Source organism: Streptomyces sp. CC0208 (genome assembly GCF_003443735.1).
Taxonomy (GTDB): Bacteria; Actinomycetota; Actinomycetes; order Streptomycetales; family Streptomycetaceae; genus Streptomyces; species Streptomyces sviceus.
In genome coordinates, this window is the sequence record NZ_CP031969.1 from 1750932 (window position 1) to 1774999 (window position 24068).

Genomic DNA, 24068 nt, shown 5'->3' on the forward strand with positions numbered 1-24068 from the left:
GGTCACAGCCGTGCCCTCTGCTGCTCGTTCGTCGATCTGGCCTAGCATCCGAGCATGACGGTCCTGCCTGACGACGGGCTCTCGCTGGCCGCCGAGTTCCCTGACGCGAACCTTGATCAGTGGCACAGCCTGGTGGCCGGTGTCCTGCGCAAGTCGGGCAAGGAAGTCTCCGGCGCGGCAGCGGAGGACGCCCTGTCCACCGCGCTCGAGGACGGGCTGCGCACCCGCCCCCTGTACACCGCGCACGACGCCGCACCCGACCCCGGCTTCCCCGGTTTCGCGCCCTTCGTGCGCGGCGCCCGTGCCGAGGGGAACACCGCCGGCGGCTGGGACGTACGGCAGCGGCACGCGGTCGCCGACAACGGTGCGGTGCTCACCGACCTGGAGAACGGTGTCACCTCGCTGTGGCTGGTCGCCGGCGAGGGCGGCATCCCGGTCGCCTCGCTCGGCCAGGTCCTCGACGGGGTCTACCTGGACCTCGCGCCGGTCGTCCTGGACGCGGGAGGTCAATTCCCGGCCGCCGCACAGGAGTTGCTGCGGATCTACGAGGAGCGCGGCATCGACGGCGAGGCCGTGCGCGGCAACCTCGGCGCCGATCCGCTCGGCCACGAGGCCCGTACCGGCGAGGTGTCGGACTTCGCGCCCGTCGTCCCGCTCGCGCGCAAGTGCGTCGAGGAGTACCCGGGGCTGCGGGCGCTGACCGTGGACGCGCTGCCGTACCACGAGGCCGGCGGTTCGGCCGCGCAGGAGCTGGGCGCCTCGATCGCCACCGGTGTCGCCTATCTGCGGGGGCTGACCGAGGCCGGGCTGAGCGTCGAACAGGCCTGTGGGCAGCTGGAGTTCAGGTACGCGGCGACAGCCGACCAGTTCCTGACGATCGCCAAGCTGCGGGCCGCGCGCCGGCTGTGGGCGCGGGTCGCCGAGGTGTGCGGGGCACCCGGTGCGGGTGCGCAGGCGCAGCACGCCGTGGTGTCGCCGGTGATGATGACCCGCCGCGACCCGTGGGTGAACATGCTGCGGGCGACGATCGCCACCCTCGCCGCCGGGGTCGGCGGGGCGGAGGCCGTCACCGTGCTGCCCTTCGACCACGCGCTCGGCCTGCCGGACGCGTTCGCGCGCCGTGTCGCCCGCAACACCTCGACGATCCTGGTCGAGGAGTCGCACCTGTCCCGGGTCATCGACCCCGCGGGCGGCTCCTGGTACGTGGAGCAGTTGACCGACGAACTCGCCGAGGCCGCCTGGCGGTTCTTCCGGACGATCGAACGCGACGGCGGCCAGGCGGCCGTCCTGCGCTCCGGCCGGCTCCGCACCGACCTCGCCACGACGTGGGCGCAGCGCTCGAAGAAGCTCGCCACCCGGCGCGAACCCGTCACCGGCGTCAGCGAGTTCCCGCACCTCGACGAGAAGCCCGTACAGCGTGCCGCGGCGCCCGAGCCTCGCACCGGCGGTCTGCCCCGCGTGCGGCGCGACGAGGCGTACGAGGACCTGCGCGCCCGCTCCGACGCCCACCTCGCGGCGACCGGGTCCCGGCCGCGTGTCTTCCTGGCCGCGCTCGGTCCCGCCGCCGCCCACACCGCGCGCCTGACCTTCGCCGCCAACCTCTTCCAGGCCGGTGGCATCGAGCCGGTCACCGAGGGCACCTTCGAGGAGAGCGGCGCCACCGAGGTCTGCCTGTGCTCCAGCGACGCCCTGTACGAGGAGCGGGCCGACGAGGTCGCGGAAACCCTCAAGTCGGCAGGCGCGCAGCACGTGTTCCTCGCCGGGCGGCCCGGACAGTACTCCGGCGTGGACTCCTATGTCTTCGCGGGCTGCGACGCTGTCGCCGTGCTCACCGCCACCCTCGACCGCATGGGAGTGTCCTGATGGGAATCCCCGACTTCACCGGCATCGAGCTGGGGACCCCGACCACCGACGGCGGCGCCGACGAGTGGCGTACGGCCGTCAAGAACGCCACCGAGGGCGCCGAGCCCGTCTGGGAGACGCCGGAGGGCATCGAGGTCAAGCCGCTGTACACGGGCGCCGACCTGGAGGGCCTGGACTTCCTGGAGACGTACCCGGGCGTGGCCCCGTACCTGCGCGGCCCGTACCCGACGATGTACGTCAACCAGCCGTGGACGATCCGCCAGTACGCGGGCTTCTCCACCGCCGAGGAGTCCAACGCCTTCTACCGCCGCAACCTCGCGGCCGGCCAGAAGGGCCTGTCGGTCGCCTTCGACCTGCCCACGCACCGCGGCTACGACAGCGACCACCCGCGCGTGACCGGTGACGTCGGCATGGCGGGCGTGGCCATCGACTCGATCTACGACATGCGGCAGCTGTTCGACGGCATTCCGCTGGACAAGATGTCCGTGTCGATGACGATGAACGGCGCCGTGCTGCCGGTGCTGGCGCTGTACATCGTGGCGGCGGAGGAACAGGGCGTACCGCCCGAGAAGTTGGCCGGGACCATCCAGAACGACATCCTCAAGGAGTTCATGGTCCGCAACACCTACATCTATCCGCCGAAGCCGTCGATGCGGATCATCTCCGACATCTTCGCGTTCACCTCGCAGCGGATGCCCCGGTACAACTCGATCTCCATCTCCGGCTACCACATTCAGGAGGCCGGCGCGACGGCCGACCTGGAGCTGGCGTACACCCTCGCGGACGGGGTCGAGTACATCCGTGCGGGACGCGAAGTCGGCCTGGACGTCGACGCGTTCGCGCCCCGGCTGTCCTTCTTCTGGGCGATCGGCATGAACTTCTTCATGGAGATCGCCAAGCTGCGGGCGGCGCGGCTGCTGTGGGCGAAGCTGGTGAAGCAGTTCGACCCGCAGAACCCCAAGTCCCTCTCCCTGCGCACCCATTCGCAGACCTCCGGCTGGTCGCTGACCGCGCAGGACGTGTTCAACAACGTCACGCGCACGTGCGTCGAGGCGATGGCGGCGACCCAGGGCCACACGCAGTCGCTGCACACCAACGCCCTCGACGAGGCACTGGCGTTGCCCACCGACTTCTCGGCGCGCATCGCCCGCAACACCCAGCTGCTGATCCAGCAGGAGTCCGGCACCACCCGGGTCATCGACCCGTGGGGCGGCAGCGCGTATGTCGAGAAACTGACGTACGACCTCGCCCGCCGTGCCTGGCAGCACATCCAGGAGGTGGAGGCGGCGGGCGGCATGGCCAAGGCGATCGACGCCGGCATCCCCAAGCTGCGCATCGAGGAGGCCGCGGCCCGCACCCAGGCCCGCATCGACTCCGGCCGCCAGCCCGTCATCGGCGTCAACAAGTACCGCGTCGAGACCGACGAGGCGATCGAGGTCCTCAAGGTCGACAACTCCTCCGTGCGCACCCAGCAGATCGAGAAGCTGCGGCGGCTGCGCGCGGAGCGGGACGAGACCGCCTGTCGGGACGCCCTCGACGCGCTGACCCGGGCCGCCGACGGCGAGGGCAACCTGCTGGAGCTGGCCGTGCGCGCGGCCCGCGCCAAGGCCACCGTCGGCGAGATCTCCGACGCCCTGGAGAAGGTCTACGGCCGCCACGCGAGCCAGATCCGTACGATCTCCGGCGTGTACCGCAACGAAGCAGGGGAGTCGGAGAACGTGGACCGCACCCGCGCGCTGGTGGACGCCTTCGAGGAGGCCGAGGGCCGCAGGCCGCGCATCCTGGTCGCCAAGATGGGCCAGGACGGCCACGACCGCGGCCAGAAGGTGATCGCCACCGCCTTCGCCGACCTCGGTTTCGACGTCGACGTCGGCCCGCTGTTCCAGACCCCGGGCGAGGTGGCCCGCCAGGCCGTCGAGGCGGACGTGCACATCGTCGGCGTCTCGTCGCTGGCGGCCGGTCACCTCACCCTCGTACCGGCGCTGCGCGAGGCGCTGGCCGAGGAGGGCCGGGAGGACATCATGATCGTGGTGGGCGGGGTCATCCCGCCGCAGGACGTGCCGACCCTCCTGGAGATGGGCGCGGCGGCCGTGTTCCCGCCGGGGACGGTGATCCCGGACGCGGCGTACGACCTGGTGGAGCGTCTGTCGGCCGACCTCGGGCACGGGCAGTGATCGAGCTCGACGCGTATGTGAAGGGCGTGCTCGACGGGAAGCGGGCGATCGTCGCCCGCGCCATCACCCTCGTCGAGTCCACCCACCCCCGACACCGGTCACTGGCCCAGGAGTTGCTCACCGAGCTGCTTCCGCACAGCGGCCGGGCCCGGCGGATCGGGGTCAGCGGGGTGCCGGGCGTGGGGAAGTCGACGTTCATCGACGCGTTCGGCACCATGCTCACCTCGCTGGGACACCGGGTGGCCGTGCTCGCCGTGGACCCGTCCTCCAGCCGTACGGGCGGCTCGATCCTGGGCGACAAGACCCGGATGGAGCGCCTGGCCGTCGACCCGGCCGCCTTCGTCCGGCCCTCCCCCAGCGCGGGCACGCTCGGTGGGGTGGCGAAGGCGACCCGGGAGTCGATGGTCGTGATGGAGGCCGCCGGCTACGACGTGATCCTGGTCGAGACCGTCGGCGTCGGGCAGTCGGAGACCGCGGTGGCCGACATGGTCGACTCCTTCCTGCTGCTGAGTCTGGCCCGCACCGGCGACCAACTCCAGGGCATCAAGAAGGGTGTTCTGGAGCTGGCCGACGTGATCGCGGTCAACAAGGCGGACGGCCCGCACGAGCGCGACGCCCGCGCTGCCGCACGTGAACTGGCGGGCGCCCTGCGGCTCATGCACGGCAAGGACGCCTTCTGGACTCCCCCGGTGCTCAGTTGCAGCGCCCGCGAGGCGACCGGCCTGGACGTGGTGTGGGAACGCCTGGAACAGCACCGGAGCCTCCTCGACTCGACCGGTCGGCTCACTGCCAAGCGCCGGGACCAGCAGGTCGGTTGGGCCTGGGCGATGGTCCGGGACGAACTGCTCGGCCGTCTGCACGCCGACCCAGCCGTCCAGTCCCTCGCCCCGGACCTCGAACAGCAGGTCCGCGACGGCCGGTTGACGGCCACACTCGCCGCCGAGCGCATCCTCGGGGCGTTCGGCGGCATCACGAGGAACTGACCGCCCGGCACCTGAATGGCGGTCACTCGTGGCGCCGGGCTCTGAACTTCAGTGCGCGGCCAGCCACTTGGCCGACCAGGTCGCCGACGCCCTGGGGGGCGCAGCCCCAACCCGCCTGGTTCGGCGGGGGCTGCTGGAGTTCACCGGTGAGAGCGGGGCCCGCGGAACTCACGCGGCCGGTGGAGGCGTGGCCTGCTGATCCGGCCCCTGCTGCGCCTGCCCCCGCTCCCGCACCTTGGCGACGGCCGCCGCCATCTGCTGTTGCACCTGTTCCGGCACCGCAGCTCCATGGATGGCACCCATCAGCTCCTGGGCGAGCTCGTGCAGCTTGGTGTTGGTGTTCTGGGAGGCGGTGACCAGCACCGTCCAGGCGTCCTCGGCACTCAGCCCGAAGGAAGCCATGACGATCCCGCGGGCCACGTCGATGGCCGGTCTGGTCCGCATGGCCCGGCGCAGCTGGTCGACCTCCAGGCGCAGTTCCTGATCGACATCCATGGGCTGCGGCTGTTCCTCCACGGCGGGGACATGACCGGGAGGGCCGGGGACAGGACCAGGCACGGGTCCGGCGGCCGGGGCTCCCGGACCTTCGGGCCGCGCGGAATGCTCGGTCACGAACAGCTCCCGGGCCCCGGTCAGCTCGAGCAGGCGTCCGACGGCCGGACTGTACGCCCGGACGGTGACCGTCTTGCCCTGGTCGAGGGCCTCCCGGCGCAGGCTCAGCAGGACGTTGAAGCCACCGCAGTCACAGAACCGGACCTCGTCGAGATCCAGGTCCACACCGGTGGCCGAGTGGTCGAGGACGGCGTTGAGCTCGGACTGAAGCTCCTGGGCTCCCAGGTCGAACTCTCCCCGACAGATGACAACCGTTCGTTCCCCGGCCGGCAGAACCTCGATCGTGGCCAGACACGGCGGGCGCGCGTCCAGCGTGGTGAGGGGCTGCGCCGAGTGCGCAGGCTCCGGCATGACCCTCTCCCTCATGTGCTCGGCTGCCTCTGTCCCTCAGATTCCCTTCTGCCGCCAACATACGTCAACCAATACACGAAATAAAGTTCGGGTTTTTGAATACGTGAATGCTTGGTCGCTAGACTGCTGCCATGGATGGAGTGCCCGAGTCTCACACCGGATGGACGTTCGTCACCAACCACGCAAGGGTGCTGGCCGCGATCGCCGACAACCCCAGCACCCGGATCCGCGACATCGCCGCACACTGCCGCCTCACCGAACGCGCCGTGCAGAAGATCATTTCCGATCTGGAGCAGGACGGGTACCTCTCGCACGTGCGGGAGGGGCGCACGAACTCCTACCGCATCGACCCCGGCAAGGTCCTGCGCCATCCCGCCGAGGCGGGCCTGACGGTGGCGTCGCTGCTCTCCCTGCTCGTCCAGGACGAGGCGGACCGCAGCCCGCTCCCCGACAGGCGGCCCACCCCGGCCTGACACCGCGGCGAACGGAACCTGTCACGGCCCAGGCCCCGGCAGGTTCGCGGGCCTGGGCAGGCTCGGCGGGACGGCACTCCCGCGATCACGACGGCCGTTGCCCCACCGCCACGCCACCGAATGCCCCACTCCCACGTCCGCCGCCCTCCAGGACACCGGGCGCCGGCGGGCCGGCGTCACCGCTCCCGTCGGTCGCACGCTCAAGCCGCCGCGCCGAACCACCTGGGCAGTCGGTCCAGCAGTTCGGCCTGGTCCTCGCCGGCCCATGCCACGTGGCCGTCCGGGCGCAGCAGTACCGCGGGGGCGTCCAGTTCCTCGCCGGTGTCGACGACGTGGTCGACCCGGTCCGCCCAGCCCGCCACCGAGAGGCGCCCGGTGCCGTCGAGCAGCAGTCCGCGGCCGCCGCGCATCAGCTCGTAGAGGCGGCCTCGCCGGAGCGTGAGGTCCCGCAGGCGTCGGCCGAGCAGCTCGGGGCCCTCGCCGAAGTCGTAGCGGACGCCGATCGCGGTGATCCTCTCGATCAGGTACCGGTTCACCTCGTCGAAGTCCATCAGCCGGGACAGCAGCCGACGCACCGCCTGCGGCCCGGGCTCGGTCGACAGCAGCTCCATCTGCGCCCGGGTGTTGTTCAGTACCTCGGCGGCCACCGGGTGCCGTTCGGTGTGGTAGCTGTCCAGCAGGTCCTCGGGTGCCCAGCCGGCCACCTCCGCGGCCAGTTTCCAGCCCAGGTTGAACGCGTCCTGGATGCCGAGGTTGAGCCCCTGTCCGCCCACCGGCGGATGGACGTGGGCGGCGTCGCCGGCCAGCAGCACCCGGCCGACCCGGTAGCGGTCGGCCTGCCGGGTGGCGTCGCCGAAGCGGGAGAGCCAGCGCGGTGAGTGCACGCCGAAGTCGGTGCCGGCGACCGCCCGGAGCTGTCGTTTGAACTCCTCCAGGGTCGGTGCGACCGCGCGGTCCTTGCTCACCCCCTCGGCGGGCACGACGACGCGGTACAGCCCGTCCCCGACGGGCCCGAGACCGAACAGCTTCTGGGTGCGTCGGACTTCGGTCACCACGGCGGTGACCGTCTCCGGCGCCACGCCCACCTCCATCGCGCCGAGCAGCGTCTCGGCCTTGGCGGGCGCGCCGGGAAAGCCGACGCCGAGCAGCTTGCGCACGGTGCTGCGGCCGCCGTCGCAGCCGACGAGCCAGCGCGAGCGCAGTCGCGTGCCGTCGGCGAGTTCCGCGCTCACCCCCTCGTCGTCCTGGCTCAGCCCGACCAGCTCGCAGCCGCGCCGGACCTCGGCGCCGAGCTCGACGGCATGCTCGGCCAGCAGGCGGTCGGTGACCGTCTGCGGAATGCCGAGGACGTAGGCGTGCGCACTGTCCAGCCGGTCCGGCCAGGGCTTGTCGATGGCGGCGAAGAAGCCGCCGGCCTTGGACTGCTTCCCGTGCGCGAGGAACCGCTCCAGCAGCCCGCGCTGGTCCAACACCTCGATGCTGCGCACGTGCAGACCGAGCGAGCGGACGATCTCGGTCGGCTCCGCCGCCTTCTCCAGTACGACCACCCGTACACCGTGCAGCCGCAGTTCGGCCGTCAGCATCAGTCCGGTCGGTCCGCCGCCGACGACGGTCACGTCGATCATCGGATCCCCCTCCGTGTCTCGGACGGCGATTGTGCGGCACGACGGGGATCTTGCCGCAAGGCCCCCCGTGAGCTATACGTTGAAGAGGGCAAGGAGAGCGGTGATCTCCTTGCCTTTCCTCATGAGCGTCCCGTCGCGTACAGCCGCCCTCAGGACGGCTGGAGGTAGCGCGCCAGCAGGTCGTCGAGCGTCACCATGCCCGTCAGCGTGCCCGTCCCGTCCCGGACGACCGCCAGGGACGCCCGGTTGCGGCGGAGCAGGTCGATCGCGTCGGCGACCTTGGTGCCCTCCGTCAGCTCCGGGACCGGGCGGGCCAGGGTGCGGGCGGTGACGGTGCGGCCCCGGGCGCGGGCGACCAGGGCGTCGCGCGCGTGGAGCGAGCCGAGGACGAGGTCGCCCTCGCGGACCAGCATGCGGGTGCGGTCGTGGTCGGCGGCCGTGCGCAGGATGGTGTCGAGGTCTGCGGCGCCCGCCACCGACGTGATCTCCGCCGCCGGGATCCGGAGGTCGGCGACCGGGGTGTCGGGCTCGGTGAGGGAGCGGGTGAGCAGGTCCGAGTCGACCTCGCTGATCAGTCCCAGCCGCTCCGACTCCTCGACCAGGTGGGCGAGTTGCTCACGGTTGTGCACGGCGGTCAGCTCGTCGCGCGGGGTGACCCGGCACAGCCGTACCAGCGCGTTGCTCATCCTGTTCAGGACCGAGAGCAGCGGCCGCACGGCCTTGACCACGCCTCGGAAGGGCGGCGAGAGCAGCATCGCGGAGCGCTCGGGGTGGGCGATCGCCCAGGACTTGGGGGCCATCTCGCCGAGCACCATGTGCAGGAACACCACGACGACCATGGCGAACACGAAGGCGATGCCGTAGCTGAGCGCGCTGGGCAGGCCCAAGTGGTGCAGCAGCGGGTCGAGTTCGTGGGAGATCGCGGGCTTGGAGACCGAGCCCAGGCCCAGGGTGCAGACGGTGATGCCGAGCTGGGCGCCGGCCAGCATCAGCGACAGTTCGCGCATCCCGGCCAGGGCCGCCTTCGCCCCGCGCCGTCCCTCGGCCGCGGCCTTCTCCATGCGGTGCCGCTTGGCGGCGACCAGCGCGAACTCGGCGGCGACGAAGAAGCCGCTGCCGATCAGCAGCAGGACGGTGACGAGGAGCGCCATCGGGAAACTCATGCCGACTTCACCTTCTCCACGCGGACGCGTTCCGGCACGTGCCGGTCCAGTGTCCGTACGTCGATCACCGCACGGCCTCCGTCGAGCAGCTCGACGGTGACCCGGTCCCCGATCGCGGGGAAGCGGCCGAGGCGGTCCACGACCAGCCCCGCGACGGTGTCGTAGTCCTTCTCCTCGGGCAGTTCGACGCCGGTGGCGTCGGCGATCTCGTCGAGGCGGCGGCCCGCGTCGACCAGCCAGCCGTCCCCGTCGGGCACGGCGAGTTCGGTGACGGTGTCGGTCTCGTCGGCGATGTCGCCGACGAGTTCCTCGGCGATGTCCTCGTAGGTGACGATGCCGGCGACGCCGCCGTGCTCGTCCAGGACGACCGCGAACTCGTCGTCCCGCTCCCGCATCTGCGTGACCGCCTCCGGCAACGGGAGGGTGTCGGGCAGCAGCAGCGGGGTGCGGGCGAGGGCGCCCGCGGTGACCCGGGTCAGCTCATGGGCCGGCAGGCGCGTCAACTCCCGTACGCCCAGGACGCCCGGGACGTCGTCGGGGTGGTCGCCGAGGACGGGGTAGGTGGAGTGGCCGTGCGCGGCGATCAGGTCGACGGCCTCGGCGGCGGTGGCGTCCTTGCGGACGAAGACGGCGTCGACGCGGGGCACCATCACCTCGTCGAGGGTGCGCTCGGAGAACTCCAGAGCGTGGTCGAGGAGTTCGGCGGTGTCCCGGGGCAGTTCGCCCTGCTCGTGGGACTCGCCGATGAGGTGGCCGAGTTCCTCCAGGGTGGCCCCGTGGTGCAGTTCCTCGACGGGTTCGATGCCGACCCTGCGGAGCAGGCGGTTGGCCGCGTCGTCGAAGACGTGCACCAGCGGGCCGACGACCTTGAGGTAGCCGAGCGTGGAGGGCGCTAGGGCCTTCGCCAGCCGCTCGGGGACGGCGATGGCGAGGTTCTTCGGGGCCAGTTCGCCCAGGACCATCTGGACGACGGTGGCCAGGACGAAGGCCAGGACCACCGAGATCCCGCCGACGGCTCCCTCGGGGACGCCCAGGCCGGTGAGAGCCGGCTTGAGCAGGGCGGAGACGGACGGTTCGGCGATGAAGCCGACGACGAGACCGGTGACGGTGATGCCCAGCTGGGCGCCGGAGAGCATGAAGGACAGCCGCTCCAGCACGGTCAGCGCGCGGGCGGCCCTCCTGTCACCGGCCTCCGCCTCACGGGAGAGGGCGAGCCGGTCCGCGGAGACGTACGCGAACTCCTGGGCGACGAAGTAGCCGGTGCCGGCGGTCAGCAGGAACACGGCCAGCAGGCCGAGGACGGCACTCGTGGTACTCAACGGCGGGTCGATCGTGTGGGGTGGGAGTCCGTCGGTGTGGCGGACACGGGCTTGCTCCTTCGGTAGTGATGTGCGCTGTGTGAACGGCTGGGGCCAGGGCGGCGTTCCCCGGACCCACCAGCCGGGCGACGGGACCGCCCGGCGGTCATACGGTGGCCTTCTGGTAGGGGACAGGTCGCACTCAACAGTAAAGGACAGGCAAAGCTAGCTGTTCCCGGGAGTGCGGGGTACGCTGCCGGTCCGGCGGGCATCTCGTCCGACTTCGGCGTCACCCTGACGGAGGCCCACCCCATGTTCGGACTGAGCGAGCTCGCGATCATCCTCATCGTCGTCATAGCGGTCGTCGCCGTCAGGAAGGGCCCGGAACTGGCCCGCACGGCGGGCAGGTCGGCACGCATCCTCAAGGCGGAGGCCCGCGCAGGGCGGGAGGGCGGTCCGCAACCCAAGGTCGTCCAGGGAGAGGTCCTCCGGCCCGGAACCACCGGGGGCACCGAGCAGGGGCCCGGCACCCGCTGAGACATCGGCATCCGCCCTCGGTCCACGGTTTTCCCTGCCGGCCGGCCCCGCGATGATCCATGATGAGCGGGCCATGCACCTGCCGGCCACGACCACTCGCGCTCCGCTGCCCGTACTGCGGGCCGCGGTGTTCGCCGTCGTCGGCACTGTGCTCGGGGTCAGCGCCCATCATCTGCTCGCCGAGGGCCCGGTGCCCTGGGGGCGGGGGGCCGCCGCGACGGCCGTGCTCTTCGCGGTGGGTCTCATCGGGGTGCAGCGGCCCCGAAGCCTGGCGACGGTGGTCGCGTGCAGTGTCGCGGGACAGTCCGGGCTGCATCTGTGGCTGACGCTCACCGCCGCCGCGCACCACTCCGGCGGACACCTGCACGACGGCCGCCCGGCGTGGCACGAGCGACTCCACGGCTCCCTGGCCATGACGGCGGCCCACTCGCTGGTCGCCGTGCTCGTCGCCGTCCTGCTGCACCGCGCGGACGCGGCCTGCTGGACGGTGGCCCGCGGGGTGACGGCGGCGCTCGACGCGGTACGGGACCGACTGGCCGCCGCCCGGCTGCTGTTCACCCGGCCCGCGTCACCCGCGCCGGCGGCCGCGGTGACGGTCGTGCCGGTGTACGACGAACGGCCGCTCACGGCATGGCCGTTGCTGGCGCACGCGGTGGTACGGCGGGGCCCTCCGGCGGCGAGCGCAGCTCTCGCCCACTGACCCCACGGGGACGCCCTTCCGGCCCGCGCCGGACGGCCGCCCCGCCGTACCACTCCACCTGGAGACCTCCATGACCCGTATCTCCCTGCCCCGTCTGTCCCGTCTGTCCGTCGCGGCCGCCGGAGCGGCGGCCGCCGTGCTCCTGACGGCTGTTCCGGCCGCCGCCCACACCGAGGTCGAGGCCGACAAGGCGCAGGCCCTCGCCGAGAACGTCACCGTCTCCTTCCACGCCGAGGCCGAGTCCGACACCTCCGGGATCAAGGAGGTGCGGGTGGTCCTGCCCGAGGGCATCACCCCTGCCGACGTGACGTACGGCAAGGGCCCCGAGGGCTGGAAGTTCAGCGCGACCGACGACGGCTGGACCGTCAGGGGCACAGAACTGAAGACCGGCGAGAGCGCCGAGTACTCGGTCGTCGTACGGCAGTTGCCCGACGCGGAGGAGGTGCCCTTCAAGACCCTCCAGACCTACGGCGACGGGCACGTCGACCGCTGGATCGAGCTGGACGAGAACGGGGAGAACCCGGCGCCGACCCTGAAGCTCAAGGCGGCGGCACCGGACGCGAAGCCGCTCAGCCCCTCCCCGAGCACCGCCGAGAGCCCGACCCCGACAGCCGTGAAGACGTCTCCGGCACCCTCCCCGCAGGCCGCCGACACCGGGAAGGACGACGAGGGCGGGCTGTCCGCGGGTGCCTGGACCGGGATCGGCGCGGGATTCCTCGTGGCGGTGGCCGCGGTGGTCTTCGCGGTACGGCGACGCGGCGGCGCCGAGGGATAGGCGCACCCGTCCGGGGGTTTTCCCCGGCGCCCTGGATGAATCCCGCGCCTCCGGGTAGGCCAGCCCCACGGCGTACCCGGAGATGGAGTGCCATGACCTGCGCGAACTCCCCCGCACGGCACGGGACCTGGGCGGTGGCCCTGGCTGTCGCCGCCCTCGTCCTCACCGGAGCCTGCGACGACGGCGGCGGCGGTGACGAGGGCGCCTCCCGTACGGGCCGGCCTTCCGTCACCGGCTCCCAGGGCCCGACCACGGCCGGGGGCTCCCCCTCGCTCTCCACCTCGCCGACGCCGACCGCGACCGCACCCTCGGACCCGGAACAGGCCGAGCAGGACATCCGGAAGGCGTGGACGGTCCTGTTCGACCCGAAGTCCTCCCTGGACCAGCGCAGTGACGTCGTCGAAGACGGCGACGAGAACGCCCTGATGATCGACAACCTCTTCCGCGACCCGAGCGGCAGCAAGCTGCGCGCCGAGGTGACCTCCGTGGCGTACACCTCGGACCTGGACGCCGAGGTGGCCTACGACCTCACGAGCGAGGGGCGCCGACTGGACACCGGCGGCCCGGGGGCGGCCGTACTCCAGGAGGGCGGTTGGAAGGTCGCCCTGCGTACGGTCTGCGCGCTGACACGGCACGCCGAGGACGCCCCCGAGGCGCCGAGCTGTGCGCCGGTGTCCGCCGGCCCTGCCGCTAGCCCTGCCTCGAGCCCTGCCGGAACAGGTCGTTGAGCTCCGTCTGGGAGAGCTGGTCGGTGGCGTAGGAGAAGGTGCCCTGGTCGGCCAACTCCCGTGCCGCGTCGAGCAGACGGCGGTACATGGCACGGGCGATGCTGCCGCCGACCGTGACCCGCCGGACGCCGAGTGCGCGCAGGTCGTCGAGGGAGAGCGTGTTGCCGGTCAGGCCCATGACCACGTTGAGCGGGCCGTCGATCTCGCGGACCAGCCTGCCGATGGTCTCGGCGTCGGCGGCGCCGGGCACGAACGCGCAGTCGGCGCCGGCCTCCAGATAGGCGTTGGCCCGCCGTACGGCCTCGTCGAGCGTGCCGCCGACCAGGAGCGCGTCGGTACGGCCGACCAGGACGAAGGGCTCCCCGTCGGCCGCCAGGGTCTCGCGGGCGGCCCGGACCCGCTCGACGGAGAGCTTGTGGTCGTACAGCGGACGGGTGCGGTCGCCGGTGAAGTCCTCGATGTTGCCGCCCGCGGCTCCGGCGGCGACGGTCCGCGCGACGGTGGTGGCGACGGTCTCGGGCGACTCGCCGTATCCGTCCTCCAGGTCCGCGCTCAGCGGTACGGCGAGCCCGCCCGCGATCTCGCGGACCCGGCCCAGCATGGTCTCGCGGTCGACGCGGTCCTCGGGCGGCTGTTCGGCGAAGAAGTCGTGGTCGGGCCGTCCGAGCGAGAACGCGACGCCCGCGCTCGTGGTCGCCACGGCCGGGAACCCGGCCGCCTCCAGGATCCGGGCGCTGCCCACGTCCCACGCGTTGGGGAGCAGGAAGCAGCCCTCCCGGTGCAGTTCGGCGAAGCGCTGTGCCTTGGCTCGGCTGTCGGTGTCCACTCGGTCCTTCCCGGCCCGCCGCCCCTCGACGGACTCCCGGAGAACGTACGCCGGAGGCACCCGCGCCCGCGTGCACTGAACACAGGGCGGCGCCGGGCCGTACCCAGGACGGACGGCGTCGATGCACCGCCGTGCCACAGCCCCCCTCTTAGGATGAGCCCGATGACCAGCTCCGAGCAGCCCAGCGCGCGTCCGCCCCTGTGGCGGGCGCTGCTCCTGCTGGGGCTGCTCGTGGGGGTGTTGGGCATGCACGCCCTGGCGCCCGGTGGCGGCCTGGGTGCACACGAGGGCAGGTCCGCGCACATGGCGACGGCCGCCGCTGTCGCCGTCGACACCGTCTGTCACGACGGCTGCGGCTCGGGCCATCTCCACCACGCCGACGCGACCTGTACGTCGGGGGCCGTGAGCGGTGGGCCCGCCTTGCCCGCGCTCGTTCCCGATCCGTCGGGAAGCACCCCGGGCACGGTCGAGCTGTGCGCCCAGACGGCAGCGGCCCAGGAAGGTGCCCGCGCTCCGCCCTCCCTCGCGGAACTCCAGCTCCTGCGGATCTAGACACGGCGTGTTCCGCCACGTCCAGATCCCTTTCACCGCAATGGAGTTCCAGCATGCGCAGTACCCGTACCGTGATCCGCCGTGCCTGTCTCGCGGCGGTCGCCGTGAGCGCCGCCCTCACCCTCACCGCCTGCGGCGGCGACAGCGACGACAGCGGCTCGGCCGCCTCGTCGCCGTCGGTGTCCGCCGAGACCTCGGCCGGCACCCACAACGCCCAGGACGTCTCCTTCGCCCAGGGCATGATCCCGCACCACCAGCAGGCCGTGGAGATGGCCGGCCTGGCCGCCGACCGGGCCTCCTCCCCCGAGGTCAAGGACCTCGCCGCCCGGATCGAGAAGGCGCAGGGGCCGGAGATCGAGACCATGAGCGGCTGGCTGAGGACCTGGGGCAAGAAGGTCCCCGAGGCGATGCCCGGCATGGACCACTCGGCGCACTCCGGCATGGCCGGGATGATGGACAGCGCCGACATGGAGAAGCTGGGGAAGGCCTCCGGCAAGGAATTCGACTCCATGTTCCTGACCATGATGGTCGAGCACCACGAGGGCGCCGTCGAGATGGCCGGCACCGAGAAGGCCAAGGGCGAGGACCGGGCCGCCACGGCCATGGCCGGTGACATCGTCACCACGCAGAACGCAGAGATCGGCGAGATGAAGAAGCTCCTCGGCGAGAACTGACCCGTCCGCGTGCCGCCCCGGTGCCCGAGCCGCCGTCCGGCGCGGGCACCGGGGCCGTCGCGGGACGGTTCGCGGGTTCTTCTCCGGGCACTAGGAGAAAGGACTCTGCGGATTCACGAGGAGCGACAGTGACGACAGGGCGACTCCCCGATCACGAACAGCGCATCCTGGACGAGATGGAACGCGCCCTGCGCCGCGACCGCCGTCTGGCCCGCCGGATGCGCTCAAGCCGACCGCGCAGACGGCCGGACCTCACCCGGGTGACCCACTACCGGCCGCACGTCCTGACCGTGAGCCTGCTGCTCGCGATGTCGATCGGACTCATGGTGACGGGGATCGTCACCTCGCGGCCCGCGGTGATCTGGGCCTTCGCGGCCGTCTGGCCACTGGCCCTGTTCGCGGTGTTCCGTCTCCTGTGCCGCTGGACCCGATCCTGAGCCTCACGCCTCGCCGGTCTCGAAGGCCGACTCGATCGGCCGCTCGTCGACCAGGATCCGGCCCTGCGGCGGCCCGGTGAGCAGCGCGCGCACGGCGGTCAGGACGTCCGGCGCCACATGATCGGCCCGTGCCGTCTCCTCCGGCCGGGTCCGCTCGTCCGGTACGAGGATCCCGTGGGCGCCCACCCGGGCCGCGGCCTCGGCGTCCGCGGCCGTGCCGACGACCGCGCAGTCGGCCGGTGCGGTGCACACCCGGCCTGCCGCCCACAGGATCAGGCCCGGTTCGGGCGGACGGCAGTGGCAGCCGTCGTCGGGCCCGTGCGGGCACACTCCCCAGATGTCGAAGGGGCCGAGCAGTTCGTCGACGCGGTGGTTGACGGCCCGCACGTCGGCGTCGCTGAGCGGCCCGTGTCCGATGCCCGGTTGCAGGGCCACGAACCCGGTGCGGACGCCCTGCAGGCGCAGCATGCCGAGCGCCTCACCGGCACCGGGCGCGGGGCGCACCCGGTCGGGGTCGGGCGAGTCTCCGGCAAGGATGCTGTCGCGGTCGAACAGCACCGTACGCACGCGCGTCATGCGGCCACCTCCCGGCTCTCACGGCACTTCTTCCTCCCCACGAGTAACCGGGTGGGCCCGGTCCATGCGGCGGCCTGTCCTGCGGTTCGCTGCCCGCGGGCCCCGTCCGGCCGGGCGCCGTGCGGTCGCGCTCCCCATGAGATCCCCGCTGAACAGGACCGATTCCCTAAGATCAGCTCGTGGTCACCTTCCTCCTCGAACGTACGGCCCCGCTCTCCCAGGACGAGGCCTGGCGCCGCCTCACGGAGTGGCCCCGCCACGGCGAGGCCGTCCCCCTCACGCGCGTCACCGTCGTGCCGCCGGGGCCGACGGCCGAGGGCACGCTCGTCGTCGCCCGTTCGGGGATCGGCCCGCTCGGCTTCGACGACCCCATGGAGGTCACGGTCTGGCGCCCGCCGGCGGAGGGCGTTTCCGGCCTGTGCCGTCTGGAGAAGCGCGGCCGGGTGGTGCGGGGCTGGGCCGAACTGGAGGTGCACCCGGGCCCGGGTGGCCGGGCGCGCGTGATCTGGCGGGAGACCCTGCGATGTCCGCTCGTGCCCGAACGCCTGCTGCGCGTGGCCGCCCGGTCGGTGTTCGGGAGGGCGCTGAACCGGCTGCTGCGGGGATCGTGACGGGCGGGCAACGGTGGGCGCCATGACGGCAGTTGACGGTACGACCGTGCGGGCGGACGAGGTCGAGGAGCTCACGGCGGACGGGCTGACTTCGCGCGGATCCTCGTCGCCGACCCCGCCGGCCGCGCGGTCCGGGACACCGACGGCGCCCGCTGGTCCAGCGTCGAGCACCGGGCCGACCCGGCGATCCGCGGTACGCGTTCGCCTGGCCGGACCAGCTCCAGGTGTCCGCTCAGGCCACCGAGCCGATCCGCCGGGCCGGTACCGACGTCCCGTCGTGATGGATCGGTGTGTGCGCGCCGGTGAGGGAGACCCCGCTGCCGCCCCGCCGGGCCGCCACGATCTCCGCGGCGATCGACAGGGCCGTCTCCTCGGGCGTACGGGCGCCGAGGTCAAGGCCGATGGGTGACCGCAGCCGCGCCAACTCCAGCTCGGTCACCCCGACTTCGCGGAGGCGTTCATTGCGGTCGAGGTGGGTGCGGCGGGAGCCCATGGCGCCGACGTAGGCGACCGGGAGCCGGAGGGCCAGGCGAAGCAGGGGGACGTCGAACTTGGCGTCGTGGGTCAGCACGCACAGGACCGTCCGGGCGTCGACCTCGGTGCGCTCCAGATACGTGTGTGGCCACTCGACGACTATCTCGTCGGCCTCCGGGAAGCGTGCCTCGGTCGCGAAGACGGGGCGCGCGTCGCACACCGTGACCCGGTAGCCGAGGAACTTCCCGATCCGCACCAGTGCCGACGCGAAGTCGATCGCTCCGAAGACGATCATCCGGGGCGGTGGCACCGAGGACTCCACGAGCACGGTGAGCGGGGCGCCGCAGCGCGAACCCTGTTCGCCTATTTCCAGGGTGCCGGTGCGCCCCGCGTCCAGGAAGGCGCCGGCCTCGGCGGCGATCGTGCGGTCCAGCTCGGGATGGGCTCCGAACCCGCCGTGACCGGAGGGGTCCTCTGGGCGTACGACGAGCGCGCGGCCGACGAGTTCGCCCGGTCCGGAGACGATCCGCGCCAGCGCCGCCGCCTGTCCCTGCGCGGCGGCTTCCAGAGCGGCCGTGAACACCGTACGTACGGGGTCGCCGGCCCGGACCGGGGTGACGAGGATGTCGATGACACCGCCGCAGGTCAGGCCGACGGCGAAGGCGTCATCGTCGCTGTAGCCGAAGCGTTCGAGGACCGACTCCCCGTCTTCCAGCGCCTGTTGGCACAGTTCATACACCGCCCCCTCCACGCAGCCGCCGGAGACCGAGCCGATCACCGTGCCGTCGGCGTCCACCGCGAGGGCGGCGCCGGGCTGGCGGGGCGCGCTGCCGCCGACGGCCACCACGGTGGCCACGGCGAAGTCACGTCCCTGCTCGACCCACCGGTGCAGCTCTTCGGCGATGTCCAGCATGTCTCGGTCTCCTTCACAGCGGTTGCGTAGGGGGCGATCAAGCGTGCTAGCGCACGCCCATCCAGCTCTCGATGGGGTTGAGGGCGTAGTACACCAGGAAGATCACCGTCAGTCCCCACATGAAGGCGCCGATCTCCCGCGCCTTGCCCTGGGCGACCTTGATCGCGACGTACGAGATGACGCCCGCGGCGACGCCGGCGGTGATCGAGTAGGTGAACGGCATGAGCACGACGGTCAGGAAGACCGGGATCGCGGTGGCGCGGTCGGCCCAGTCGACATGGCGGGCGTTCATCATCATCATGGCGCCGATCACCACGAGGGCGGCGGCCGCGACCTCGCCCGGCACGATCGCCGTGAGCGGGGTGAAGAACAGACAGGCCGCGAAGAACAGGCCGGTGACCACGGAGGACAGTCCGGTACGGGCGCCCTCGCCCACTCCCGTCGCCGACTCGACGAACACGGTCTGGCCGGAGGCACCGGCCACCCCGCCGATCGCACCGCCCGCCCCGTCGATGAACAGCGCCTTGGACAGGCCCGGCATCCGGCCCTGCGCGTCGGCCAGCTTCGCCTCGGTGCCGACGCCGATGATGGTGGCCATCGCGTCGAAGAACCCGGCGAGCACCAGCGTGAACACGATCATGCCGACCGTCATCGCGCCGACCTCGCCCCAGCCGCCGAACTCCACCTTCCCGAAGATCGAGAAGTCCGGCATGGAGACCGCGCTGCCGTGCAGTTCGGGAGCGCCGCTCGCCCACTGCTTCGGGGCGATGGCCCCGACGGCGTTGAGGAGGACGGCCAGTACGGTCCCGCCGAGGATGCCGATCAGGATCGCGCCGGGGACACCGCGGGCCTGGAGCATGAAGATGGCGAGGAGGGTGACGGCGAACAACAGGACGGGCCAGCCGGCGAGTTCACCCGCGGGACCGAGGGTCACCGGGGTGGCCTTGCCCTGGTGGACGAAGCCGGCCTTGTAGAAGCCGATCAGGGCGACGAACAGGCCGATGCCCATGGTGATCGCGTGCTTGAGCGCCAGCGGGATCGCGTTCATGATCATCTCGCGCAGGCCGGTGACGACCAGCAGCATGATGACCACGCCGTACAGCACGCACATGCCCATGGCCTGCGGCCAGGTCATCACGGGCACGACCTGCGAGGACAGCACGCCGGAGACGGAGAGGCCGGCGGCGAGCGCGAGGGGCACCTTGCCGAAGAAGCCCATCAGCAGCGTGGTGAGGGCCGCCGCGAACGCGGTCGCGGTGATGAGGGCCTTCTGGCCGAGGGTGTCCCCCGCCACGTCTTTGCCGGACAGGATCAGGGGGTTGAGCAGGAGGATGTACGCCATCGCCATGAAGGTGGTGACGCCGCCGCGCAGTTCACGCGCGACGGTGGATCCCCGCTGGGATATGTGGAAGTACCGGTCGAGCCAGGACCTGCCTGCCGGGACGCGGGTGCCTTCTCCCGCGTCGTCGGCCGTGGTCCTGGGTTCCAGGGACTGCTGGGTCATGGTGCCGTCTCCCAAGGTTCACAGGGGCACCCGTGCAACCGCCTTGTCGGTCACGGGATTTGGGATGTGCACGACCCGGGGGACGGCCCAGGACGGACAGTTGGGGCCCGGGGGACCAAGTCCCCCGGGAAAACTCACCGGTTCATCACGTGCCGGTCAGGTGCTCCGGCCGTACCGGCGTCCTGTTCAGCTCAAGACCCGTCGCGTCGCGGATCGCCGCGAGCACGGCCGGGGTCGAGGACAGGGTGGGTGCCTCGCCGATGCCGCGCAGCCCGTACGGCGCGTGGTCGTCGGCGAGTTCGAGCACGTCGACGGGGATGGTCGGCGTGTCGAGGATCGTGGGGATCAGGTAGTCCGTGAAGGACGGGTTCCTGACCTTCGCCGTCACGGGGTCGACGATGATCTCCTCCATTACCGCCACCCCCAGACCCTGGACGGTGCCGCCCTGGATCTGGCCGATGACGGACAGCGGGTTGAGCGCCTTGCCGACGTCCTGCGCGCAGGCCAGTTCGATGACCTTGACCAGGCCGAGCTCGGTGTCGACCTCGACGACCGCGCGGTGGGCGGCGAAGGAGTACTGGACGTGTCCGAAGCCCTGCCCGGTACGCAGGTCGAAGGCCTCGGTCGGCCGGTGCCGCCACTCGGCCTCGACCTCGACGGACTCGTCCTCCAGTACGTCGACCAGGTCCGCGAGGACCTCGCCGCCGTCGGTGACGACCTTGCCGCCCTCCAGGAGGAGCTCGGCGGTGGCCCAGGCGGGGTGGTAGGAGCCGAACTTGCGGCGCCCGAGCTCCAGGACCTTCTCCCGGACGAGCTCGCAGGAGTTCTTCACGGCGCCGCCGGTGACGTACGTCTGACGGGAGGCCGAGGTCGAACCCGCCGAGCCCACCTGCGTGTCCGCGGGCTGGATGGTCACCTGGGTGACACCGAGCTCGGTGCGGGCGATCTGCGCGTGGACGGTGACCCCGCCCTGCCCCACCTCCGCCATGGCGGTGTGCACGGTGGCGACGGGCTCACCGCCGACGACCTCCATGCGCACGCGCGCGGTCGAGTAGTCGTCGAAGCCCTCGGAGAAGCCGACGTTCTTGATGCCGACCGCGTAGCCGACACCGCGGACGACGCCTTCGCCGTGGGTGGTGTTGGACAGACCGCCCGGCAGCTGCCGTACGTCGGCCTGCTCACCGGCCGCGAGCCACTGCTGCTCCGGGGGAAGCGGCATCGCCTTGACGCGGCGCAGGAGTTCGGCGACGGGCGCCGGGGAGTCGACGGGCTGCCCTGTCGGCATGATCGTGCCCTGTTCCATGGCGTTCAGCTGCCGGAACTCCACCCGGTCCATGCCCACCGCGTCGGCCAGCTTGTCCATCTGCGCCTCGTAGGCGAAGCACGCCTGGACCGCGCCGAAGCCGCGCATCGCGCCGCAGGGCGGGTTGTTGGTGTAGAGGGCGATGGCCTCGATGTCCACGTCGTCGACGACGTACGGGCCGATCGACAGCGAGGAGGCGTTGCCGACCACCGCGGGCGAGGCGGAGGCGTACGCGCCGCCGTCCAGGACGATCCGGCACTTCACGTGGGTCAACTTGCCCTCACGCGTGGCCCCGTGCTCGTAGTACAGCTTGGCGGGGTGCCGGTGGACGTGCCCGAAGAAGGACTCGAAGCGGTTGTAGACGATCTTGACGGGCTTGCCGGTGCGCAGCGCCAGCAGACAGGCGTGGATCTGCATCGACAGGTCCTCGCGGCCGCCGAAGGCCCCGCCGACGCCGGACAGCGTCATGCGCACCTTGCGCTCGGGCAGGCCGAGGACGGGCGCGATCTGCCGCAGGTCGGAGTGCAGCCACTGGGTGGCGATGTAGAGATGGACGCCGCCGTCCTCGTCCGGCACGGCGAGACCCGACTCGGGGCCGAGGAAGGCCTGGTCCTGCATGCCGAAGGTGTACTCGCCCTTGACGACGAAGTCGGCCTTCTTCGCCGCCTCTTGGGCGTCACCGCGGATGATCGGCTGCCGGTGCACGACGTTCGGGTGCGGGACGTGCCCGATGTGGTGGTCGTCGCGGTTCTCGTGGACGAGGATCGCGTCGGGGGCGGTCGCGGAGGCCTCGTCGGTGATGACGGGCAGCTCGCGGTACTCGACCTTGATCTTGGCGGCGGCGCGGCGGGCGGTCTCCGGGTGGTCGGCGGCGACGATCGCGACCGGCTCGCCGTGGTGCCGGACCTTGCCGTGGGCGAGCACGGGGGTGTCCTGGATCTCCAGACCGTAGTTCTTCACCTCGGTCGGCAGATCGTCGTACGTCATGACGGCGTACACGCCCGGCAGGGCCAGGGCCTCGCTCGTGTCGATGGAGACGATCTCGGCGTGCGCGACGGTCGAGCGGAGGATCTGCCCCCAGAGCATGTCCTCGTGCCACATGTCGGACGAGTACGCGAACTCGCCGGTGACCTTGAGGGTTCCGTCCGGGCGGAGCGTGGACTCGCCGATGCCGCCCTTGGTCTGCGAACCCTGGGTGATCTTGGTGGGGGTGCCGTTAGGAGTGGACACGTCAGACCGCCTCTCCCTGCCGGGCGGCCGCGAGGCGGACCGCGTCCATGATCTTCTCGTAGCCGGTGCAGCGGCACAGGTTGCCCGACAGCGCCTCGCGGATGTCCGCGTCGCTCGGGTTCGGGTTGCGCTCCAGCATCTCGTCGGCGGCGACCAGCAGCCCCGGCGTGCAGAAGCCGCACTGGACGGCACCGGCGTCGATGAACGCCTGCTGGATGGGCGACAGTTCGGTGCCCTCGCCGGTGTGGGAGTCCTGGGGCGAGGTGCCGCAGGCGCCGGTCCCGCAGGACCGCTGCTTGGCGTAGTCGGCGAGCCCCTCGACGGTGACGACCTCGCGGCCCTCGACCTGCCCGGCGGCGACCAGGCACGAGCACACCGGGACGCCGTCGAGACGAACCGTGCAGGACCCGCACTCACCCTGCTCGCAGGCGTTCTTCGAACCGGGCAGCCCGAGCCGCTCGCGCAGCACGTACAGCAGGGACTCGCCCTCCCACACGTCGTCGGCTTCCTGCGGACGTCCGTTGACAGTGAAGTTGACGCGCATTACGCAGCTCCCTCCGTGGTGGCGGCGGTGCCGCGGTACGACTCCCAGGCCCAGGTCAGCGTGCGGCGGGCCATGATGCCGACCGCGTGGCGGCGGTAGCTCGCCGTGCCCCGGACGTCGTCGATCGGGTTGCAGGAGGCGGCGCACAGGTCCGCGAACTGCTTGGCGACCGAAGGGGTGATGATCTTGCCGTTGTCCCAGAAGCCGCCCTCTTCCAGGGCCGCGTTCAGAAACTCCTCGGCGGTCTTGGCCCGAACGGGTGTCGGAGCCGCTGACCCGATTCCCGTCCGCACGGTCCGCGTCCCGGGGTGCAGCGCGAGCCCGAAGGCGCACACGGCGATGACCATGGCGTTGCGCGTGCCGACCTTGGAGTACTGCTGGGGCCCGTCCGCCTTCTTGATGTGCACCGCGCGGATGAGCTCGTCGGCCGCCAGCGCGTTGCGCTTCACGCCGGTGTAGAACGCGTCGATCGGGATGAGCCGCGATCCGCGCACCGACTCGACCTCGACCTCGGCGCCGGCCGCGAGGAGGGCGGGGTGGGCGTCACCGGCCGGGGAGGCGGTGCCGAGGTTGCCGCCGACGCCGCCGCGGTTGCGGATCTGCGGGGAGGCCACGGTGTGCGAGGCGAGGGCCAGGCCCGGGAGCTCGCCGCGCAGGTCCTCCATGATCCGGGTGTACGGCACGGAGGCGCCGAGCCGCACCGTGTCCTCGCCGACCTCCCACTCGGTGAGGTCACCGATGCGGTTCAGGTCGAGCAGGTACTCGGGCCGCCGATGGTCGAAGTTGATCTCGACCATCACGTCGGTGCCGCCCGCGATGGGCACAGCGGTGGGGTGCTCGGCCTTGGCGGCGAGCGCCTCCTCCCAGCTGGCGGGGCGAAGGAAGTCCATGACCGGCTCTCTTCTTCGTCTTGAGGGTCGTACGGATCGAGCCAGATCGGGTGCGGCGGGCCCGGCTCGTTCATGTGGTGTTCACGTGGAGTGGAGCCAGTACACAGCGGCGTACTCCGACGGGGTCAGTCACGGAAACCATGAAGGAGTTGGCTGGTCGGGACCGTCATCTTGTAGATTCGTATGAACGGTGGTGCTCGGTAACCTCCGTGTTTTCCTTGGGAAACATCCGATACAGCCCTGCGGAAACGT

General features: G+C 71.7%; 23 protein-coding genes. 12 read left to right on the plus strand and 11 right to left on the minus strand.

The features are described 5' to 3' along the window. Window positions 1-54 precede the first annotated feature (54 nt). The 3 genes from D1369_RS08000 to meaB are packed head-to-tail and all read left to right on the plus strand — an operon-like array spanning window position 55 to window position 5020. Complete coding sequence (locus D1369_RS08000; protein ID WP_007385661.1) at window positions 55-1863, plus strand: methylmalonyl-CoA mutase subunit beta; 1809 nt, start codon at window positions 55-57, stop codon at window positions 1861-1863. After that, window positions 1863-4037: a methylmalonyl-CoA mutase gene (gene scpA, locus D1369_RS08005; RefSeq protein ID WP_037901854.1), complete on the plus strand. Its 2175-nt coding sequence runs from the start codon at window positions 1863-1865 to the stop codon at window positions 4035-4037. Before D1369_RS08000 ends, scpA begins: the two co-directional genes overlap by 1 nt. Further along, window positions 4034-5020 (plus strand): methylmalonyl Co-A mutase-associated GTPase MeaB, encoded by a 987-nt coding sequence (gene meaB / locus D1369_RS08010; RefSeq protein WP_007385659.1) that lies wholly within the window; start codon window positions 4034-4036, stop codon window positions 5018-5020. Before scpA ends, meaB begins: the two co-directional genes overlap by 4 nt. Before the next feature lie 168 nt (window positions 5021-5188). Here the strand turns inward: meaB and D1369_RS08015 are convergent, their stop codons facing one another. Beyond that, window positions 5189-5983 (minus strand): ANTAR domain-containing protein, encoded by a 795-nt coding sequence (locus D1369_RS08015; RefSeq protein ID WP_118082362.1) that lies wholly within the window; start codon window positions 5981-5983, stop codon window positions 5189-5191. A gap of 131 nt (window positions 5984-6114) precedes the next feature. Here D1369_RS08015 and D1369_RS08020 point away from each other — a divergent pair, with 131 nt between their 5' ends. Continuing rightward, a complete protein-coding gene (locus tag D1369_RS08020) occupies window positions 6115-6456 on the plus strand; it encodes a winged helix-turn-helix domain-containing protein (RefSeq protein ID WP_007385657.1) in 342 nt (113 codons plus the stop codon). 200 nt (window positions 6457-6656) lie between these two features. On the opposite strand, the gene rox is transcribed toward D1369_RS08020, so the two are convergent. From rox to D1369_RS08035, 3 genes are all read right to left on the minus strand, one after another. Continuing rightward, window positions 6657-8081, minus strand: a complete 1425-nt coding sequence (rox, locus tag D1369_RS08025; RefSeq protein WP_007385656.1) for a rifampin monooxygenase — start codon at window positions 8079-8081, stop codon at window positions 6657-6659. Window positions 8082-8230: 149 nt separating this feature from the next. Then, window positions 8231-9244 (minus strand): hemolysin family protein, encoded by a 1014-nt coding sequence (locus D1369_RS08030; RefSeq protein WP_007385655.1) that lies wholly within the window; start codon window positions 9242-9244, stop codon window positions 8231-8233. Then, complete coding sequence (locus D1369_RS08035) at window positions 9241-10563, minus strand: hemolysin family protein (protein ID WP_007385654.1); 1323 nt, start codon at window positions 10561-10563, stop codon at window positions 9241-9243. The genes D1369_RS08030 and D1369_RS08035 overlap by 4 nt, the downstream gene beginning before the upstream one ends. A gap of 291 nt (window positions 10564-10854) precedes the next feature. On the opposite strand from D1369_RS08035, the gene D1369_RS08040 reads away from it, so the two are divergent. The 4 genes from D1369_RS08040 (at window position 10855) to D1369_RS08055 (ending at window position 13282) form a co-directional block, all read left to right on the plus strand. Next, window positions 10855-11079, plus strand: coding sequence for a twin-arginine translocase TatA/TatE family subunit (locus D1369_RS08040; protein ID WP_007385653.1), 225 nt, complete (start codon window positions 10855-10857; stop codon window positions 11077-11079). 73 nt (window positions 11080-11152) lie between these two features. Next, entirely contained in the window at window positions 11153-11779 is a 627-nt protein-coding gene (locus D1369_RS08045) for a hypothetical protein (protein WP_037901852.1), read from the plus strand. 70 nt (window positions 11780-11849) lie between these two features. Then, the gene (locus D1369_RS08050) at window positions 11850-12554 is read left to right on the plus strand and encodes a DUF1775 domain-containing protein (protein WP_007385651.1); all 705 of its coding nucleotides are present in this window, start codon (window positions 11850-11852) and stop codon (window positions 12552-12554) included. 92 nt (window positions 12555-12646) lie between these two features. Beyond that, window positions 12647-13282: a hypothetical protein gene (locus D1369_RS08055; protein ID WP_118082363.1), complete on the plus strand. Its 636-nt coding sequence runs from the start codon at window positions 12647-12649 to the stop codon at window positions 13280-13282. Here the strand turns inward: D1369_RS08055 and D1369_RS08060 are convergent. Continuing rightward, on the minus strand, window positions 13245-14108 hold the full coding sequence (locus tag D1369_RS08060; protein WP_007385649.1) for an isocitrate lyase/phosphoenolpyruvate mutase family protein: 864 nt from the start codon (window positions 14106-14108) through the stop codon (window positions 13245-13247). The genes D1369_RS08055 and D1369_RS08060 overlap by 38 nt on opposite strands. A 162-nt stretch (window positions 14109-14270) precedes the next feature. Here D1369_RS08060 and D1369_RS08065 point away from each other — a divergent pair, with 162 nt between their 5' ends. From D1369_RS08065 to D1369_RS08075, 3 genes are all read left to right on the plus strand, one after another. Continuing rightward, window positions 14271-14660 carry a DUF6153 family protein gene (locus D1369_RS08065; RefSeq protein ID WP_007385648.1) on the plus strand — a complete coding sequence of 130 codons (390 nt, stop codon included), beginning with the start codon at window positions 14271-14273 and terminating at the stop codon, window positions 14658-14660. 53 nt (window positions 14661-14713) lie between these two features. Then, entirely contained in the window at window positions 14714-15334 is a 621-nt protein-coding gene (locus tag D1369_RS08070) for a DUF305 domain-containing protein (RefSeq protein WP_007385647.1), read from the plus strand. 128 nt (window positions 15335-15462) lie between these two features. After that, window positions 15463-15771: a DUF3040 domain-containing protein gene (locus D1369_RS08075; protein ID WP_037901851.1), complete on the plus strand. Its 309-nt coding sequence runs from the start codon at window positions 15463-15465 to the stop codon at window positions 15769-15771. 3 nt (window positions 15772-15774) lie between these two features. Here the strand turns inward: D1369_RS08075 and D1369_RS08080 are convergent, their stop codons facing one another. Next, entirely contained in the window at window positions 15775-16347 is a 573-nt protein-coding gene (locus D1369_RS08080; protein ID WP_007385645.1) for an HAD-IIIA family hydrolase, read from the minus strand. A gap of 179 nt (window positions 16348-16526) precedes the next feature. Between D1369_RS08080 and D1369_RS08085 the strand changes: the two genes are divergently transcribed. Then, complete coding sequence (locus D1369_RS08085) at window positions 16527-16958, plus strand: hypothetical protein (RefSeq protein ID WP_007385644.1); 432 nt, start codon at window positions 16527-16529, stop codon at window positions 16956-16958. A 232-nt stretch (window positions 16959-17190) separates the two neighbouring features. Here D1369_RS08085 and D1369_RS08090 read toward each other — a convergent pair whose 3' ends face one another. The 5 genes from D1369_RS08090 to D1369_RS08110 form a co-directional block, all read right to left on the minus strand. Next, window positions 17191-18345: an XdhC family protein gene (locus D1369_RS08090; protein ID WP_007385643.1), complete on the minus strand. Its 1155-nt coding sequence runs from the start codon at window positions 18343-18345 to the stop codon at window positions 17191-17193. A gap of 46 nt (window positions 18346-18391) precedes the next feature. Further along, on the minus strand, window positions 18392-19849 hold the full coding sequence (locus tag D1369_RS08095) for an NCS2 family permease (RefSeq protein ID WP_007385642.1): 1458 nt from the start codon (window positions 19847-19849) through the stop codon (window positions 18392-18394). A 145-nt stretch (window positions 19850-19994) separates the two neighbouring features. Next, a complete protein-coding gene (locus tag D1369_RS08100; protein WP_007385641.1) occupies window positions 19995-22382 on the minus strand; it encodes a molybdopterin cofactor-binding domain-containing protein in 2388 nt (795 codons plus the stop codon). 1 nt (window position 22383) lies between these two features. After that, complete coding sequence (locus D1369_RS08105; RefSeq protein ID WP_037901849.1) at window positions 22384-22926, minus strand: (2Fe-2S)-binding protein; 543 nt, start codon at window positions 22924-22926, stop codon at window positions 22384-22386. Next, the gene (locus tag D1369_RS08110; RefSeq protein ID WP_007385639.1) at window positions 22926-23816 is read right to left on the minus strand and encodes an FAD binding domain-containing protein; all 891 of its coding nucleotides are present in this window, start codon (window positions 23814-23816) and stop codon (window positions 22926-22928) included. The genes D1369_RS08105 and D1369_RS08110 overlap by 1 nt, the downstream gene beginning before the upstream one ends. Window positions 23817-24068 lie beyond the last annotated feature (252 nt).

Excerpts from the sequence above, each read along its gene's own strand:
- D1369_RS08040 (WP_007385653.1), top strand. The coding sequence starts at position 10,855 with ATGTTCGGACTGAGCGAGCTCGCGATCATCCTCATCGTCGTCATAGCG.
- scpA (WP_037901854.1), top strand. The coding sequence starts at position 1,863 with ATGGGAATCCCCGACTTCACCGGCATCGAGCTGGGGACCCCGACCACC.
- D1369_RS08095 (WP_007385642.1), bottom strand. The coding sequence starts at position 19,849 with ATGACCCAGCAGTCCCTGGAACCCAGGACCACGGCCGACGACGCGGGA.
- D1369_RS08080 (WP_007385645.1), bottom strand. The coding sequence starts at position 16,347 with ATGACGCGCGTGCGTACGGTGCTGTTCGACCGCGACAGCATCCTTGCC.
- D1369_RS08065 (WP_007385648.1), top strand. The coding sequence starts at position 14,271 with ATGACCAGCTCCGAGCAGCCCAGCGCGCGTCCGCCCCTGTGGCGGGCG.
- rox (WP_007385656.1), bottom strand. The coding sequence starts at position 8,081 with ATGATCGACGTGACCGTCGTCGGCGGCGGACCGACCGGACTGATGCTG.
- D1369_RS08110 (WP_007385639.1), bottom strand. The coding sequence starts at position 23,816 with ATGGACTTCCTTCGCCCCGCCAGCTGGGAGGAGGCGCTCGCCGCCAAG.
- D1369_RS08055 (WP_118082363.1), top strand. The coding sequence starts at position 12,647 with ATGACCTGCGCGAACTCCCCCGCACGGCACGGGACCTGGGCGGTGGCC.
- D1369_RS08070 (WP_007385647.1), top strand. The coding sequence starts at position 14,714 with ATGCGCAGTACCCGTACCGTGATCCGCCGTGCCTGTCTCGCGGCGGTC.
- D1369_RS08045 (WP_037901852.1), top strand. The coding sequence starts at position 11,153 with ATGCACCTGCCGGCCACGACCACTCGCGCTCCGCTGCCCGTACTGCGG.
- D1369_RS08020 (WP_007385657.1), top strand. The coding sequence starts at position 6,115 with ATGGATGGAGTGCCCGAGTCTCACACCGGATGGACGTTCGTCACCAAC.
- D1369_RS08050 (WP_007385651.1), top strand. The coding sequence starts at position 11,850 with ATGACCCGTATCTCCCTGCCCCGTCTGTCCCGTCTGTCCGTCGCGGCC.
- D1369_RS08105 (WP_037901849.1), bottom strand. The coding sequence starts at position 22,926 with ATGCGCGTCAACTTCACTGTCAACGGACGTCCGCAGGAAGCCGACGAC.
- D1369_RS08015 (WP_118082362.1), bottom strand. The coding sequence starts at position 5,983 with ATGCCGGAGCCTGCGCACTCGGCGCAGCCCCTCACCACGCTGGACGCG.
- D1369_RS08090 (WP_007385643.1), bottom strand. The coding sequence starts at position 18,345 with ATGCTGGACATCGCCGAAGAGCTGCACCGGTGGGTCGAGCAGGGACGT.
- D1369_RS08030 (WP_007385655.1), bottom strand. The coding sequence starts at position 9,244 with ATGAGTTTCCCGATGGCGCTCCTCGTCACCGTCCTGCTGCTGATCGGC.
- D1369_RS08000 (WP_007385661.1), top strand. The coding sequence starts at position 55 with ATGACGGTCCTGCCTGACGACGGGCTCTCGCTGGCCGCCGAGTTCCCT.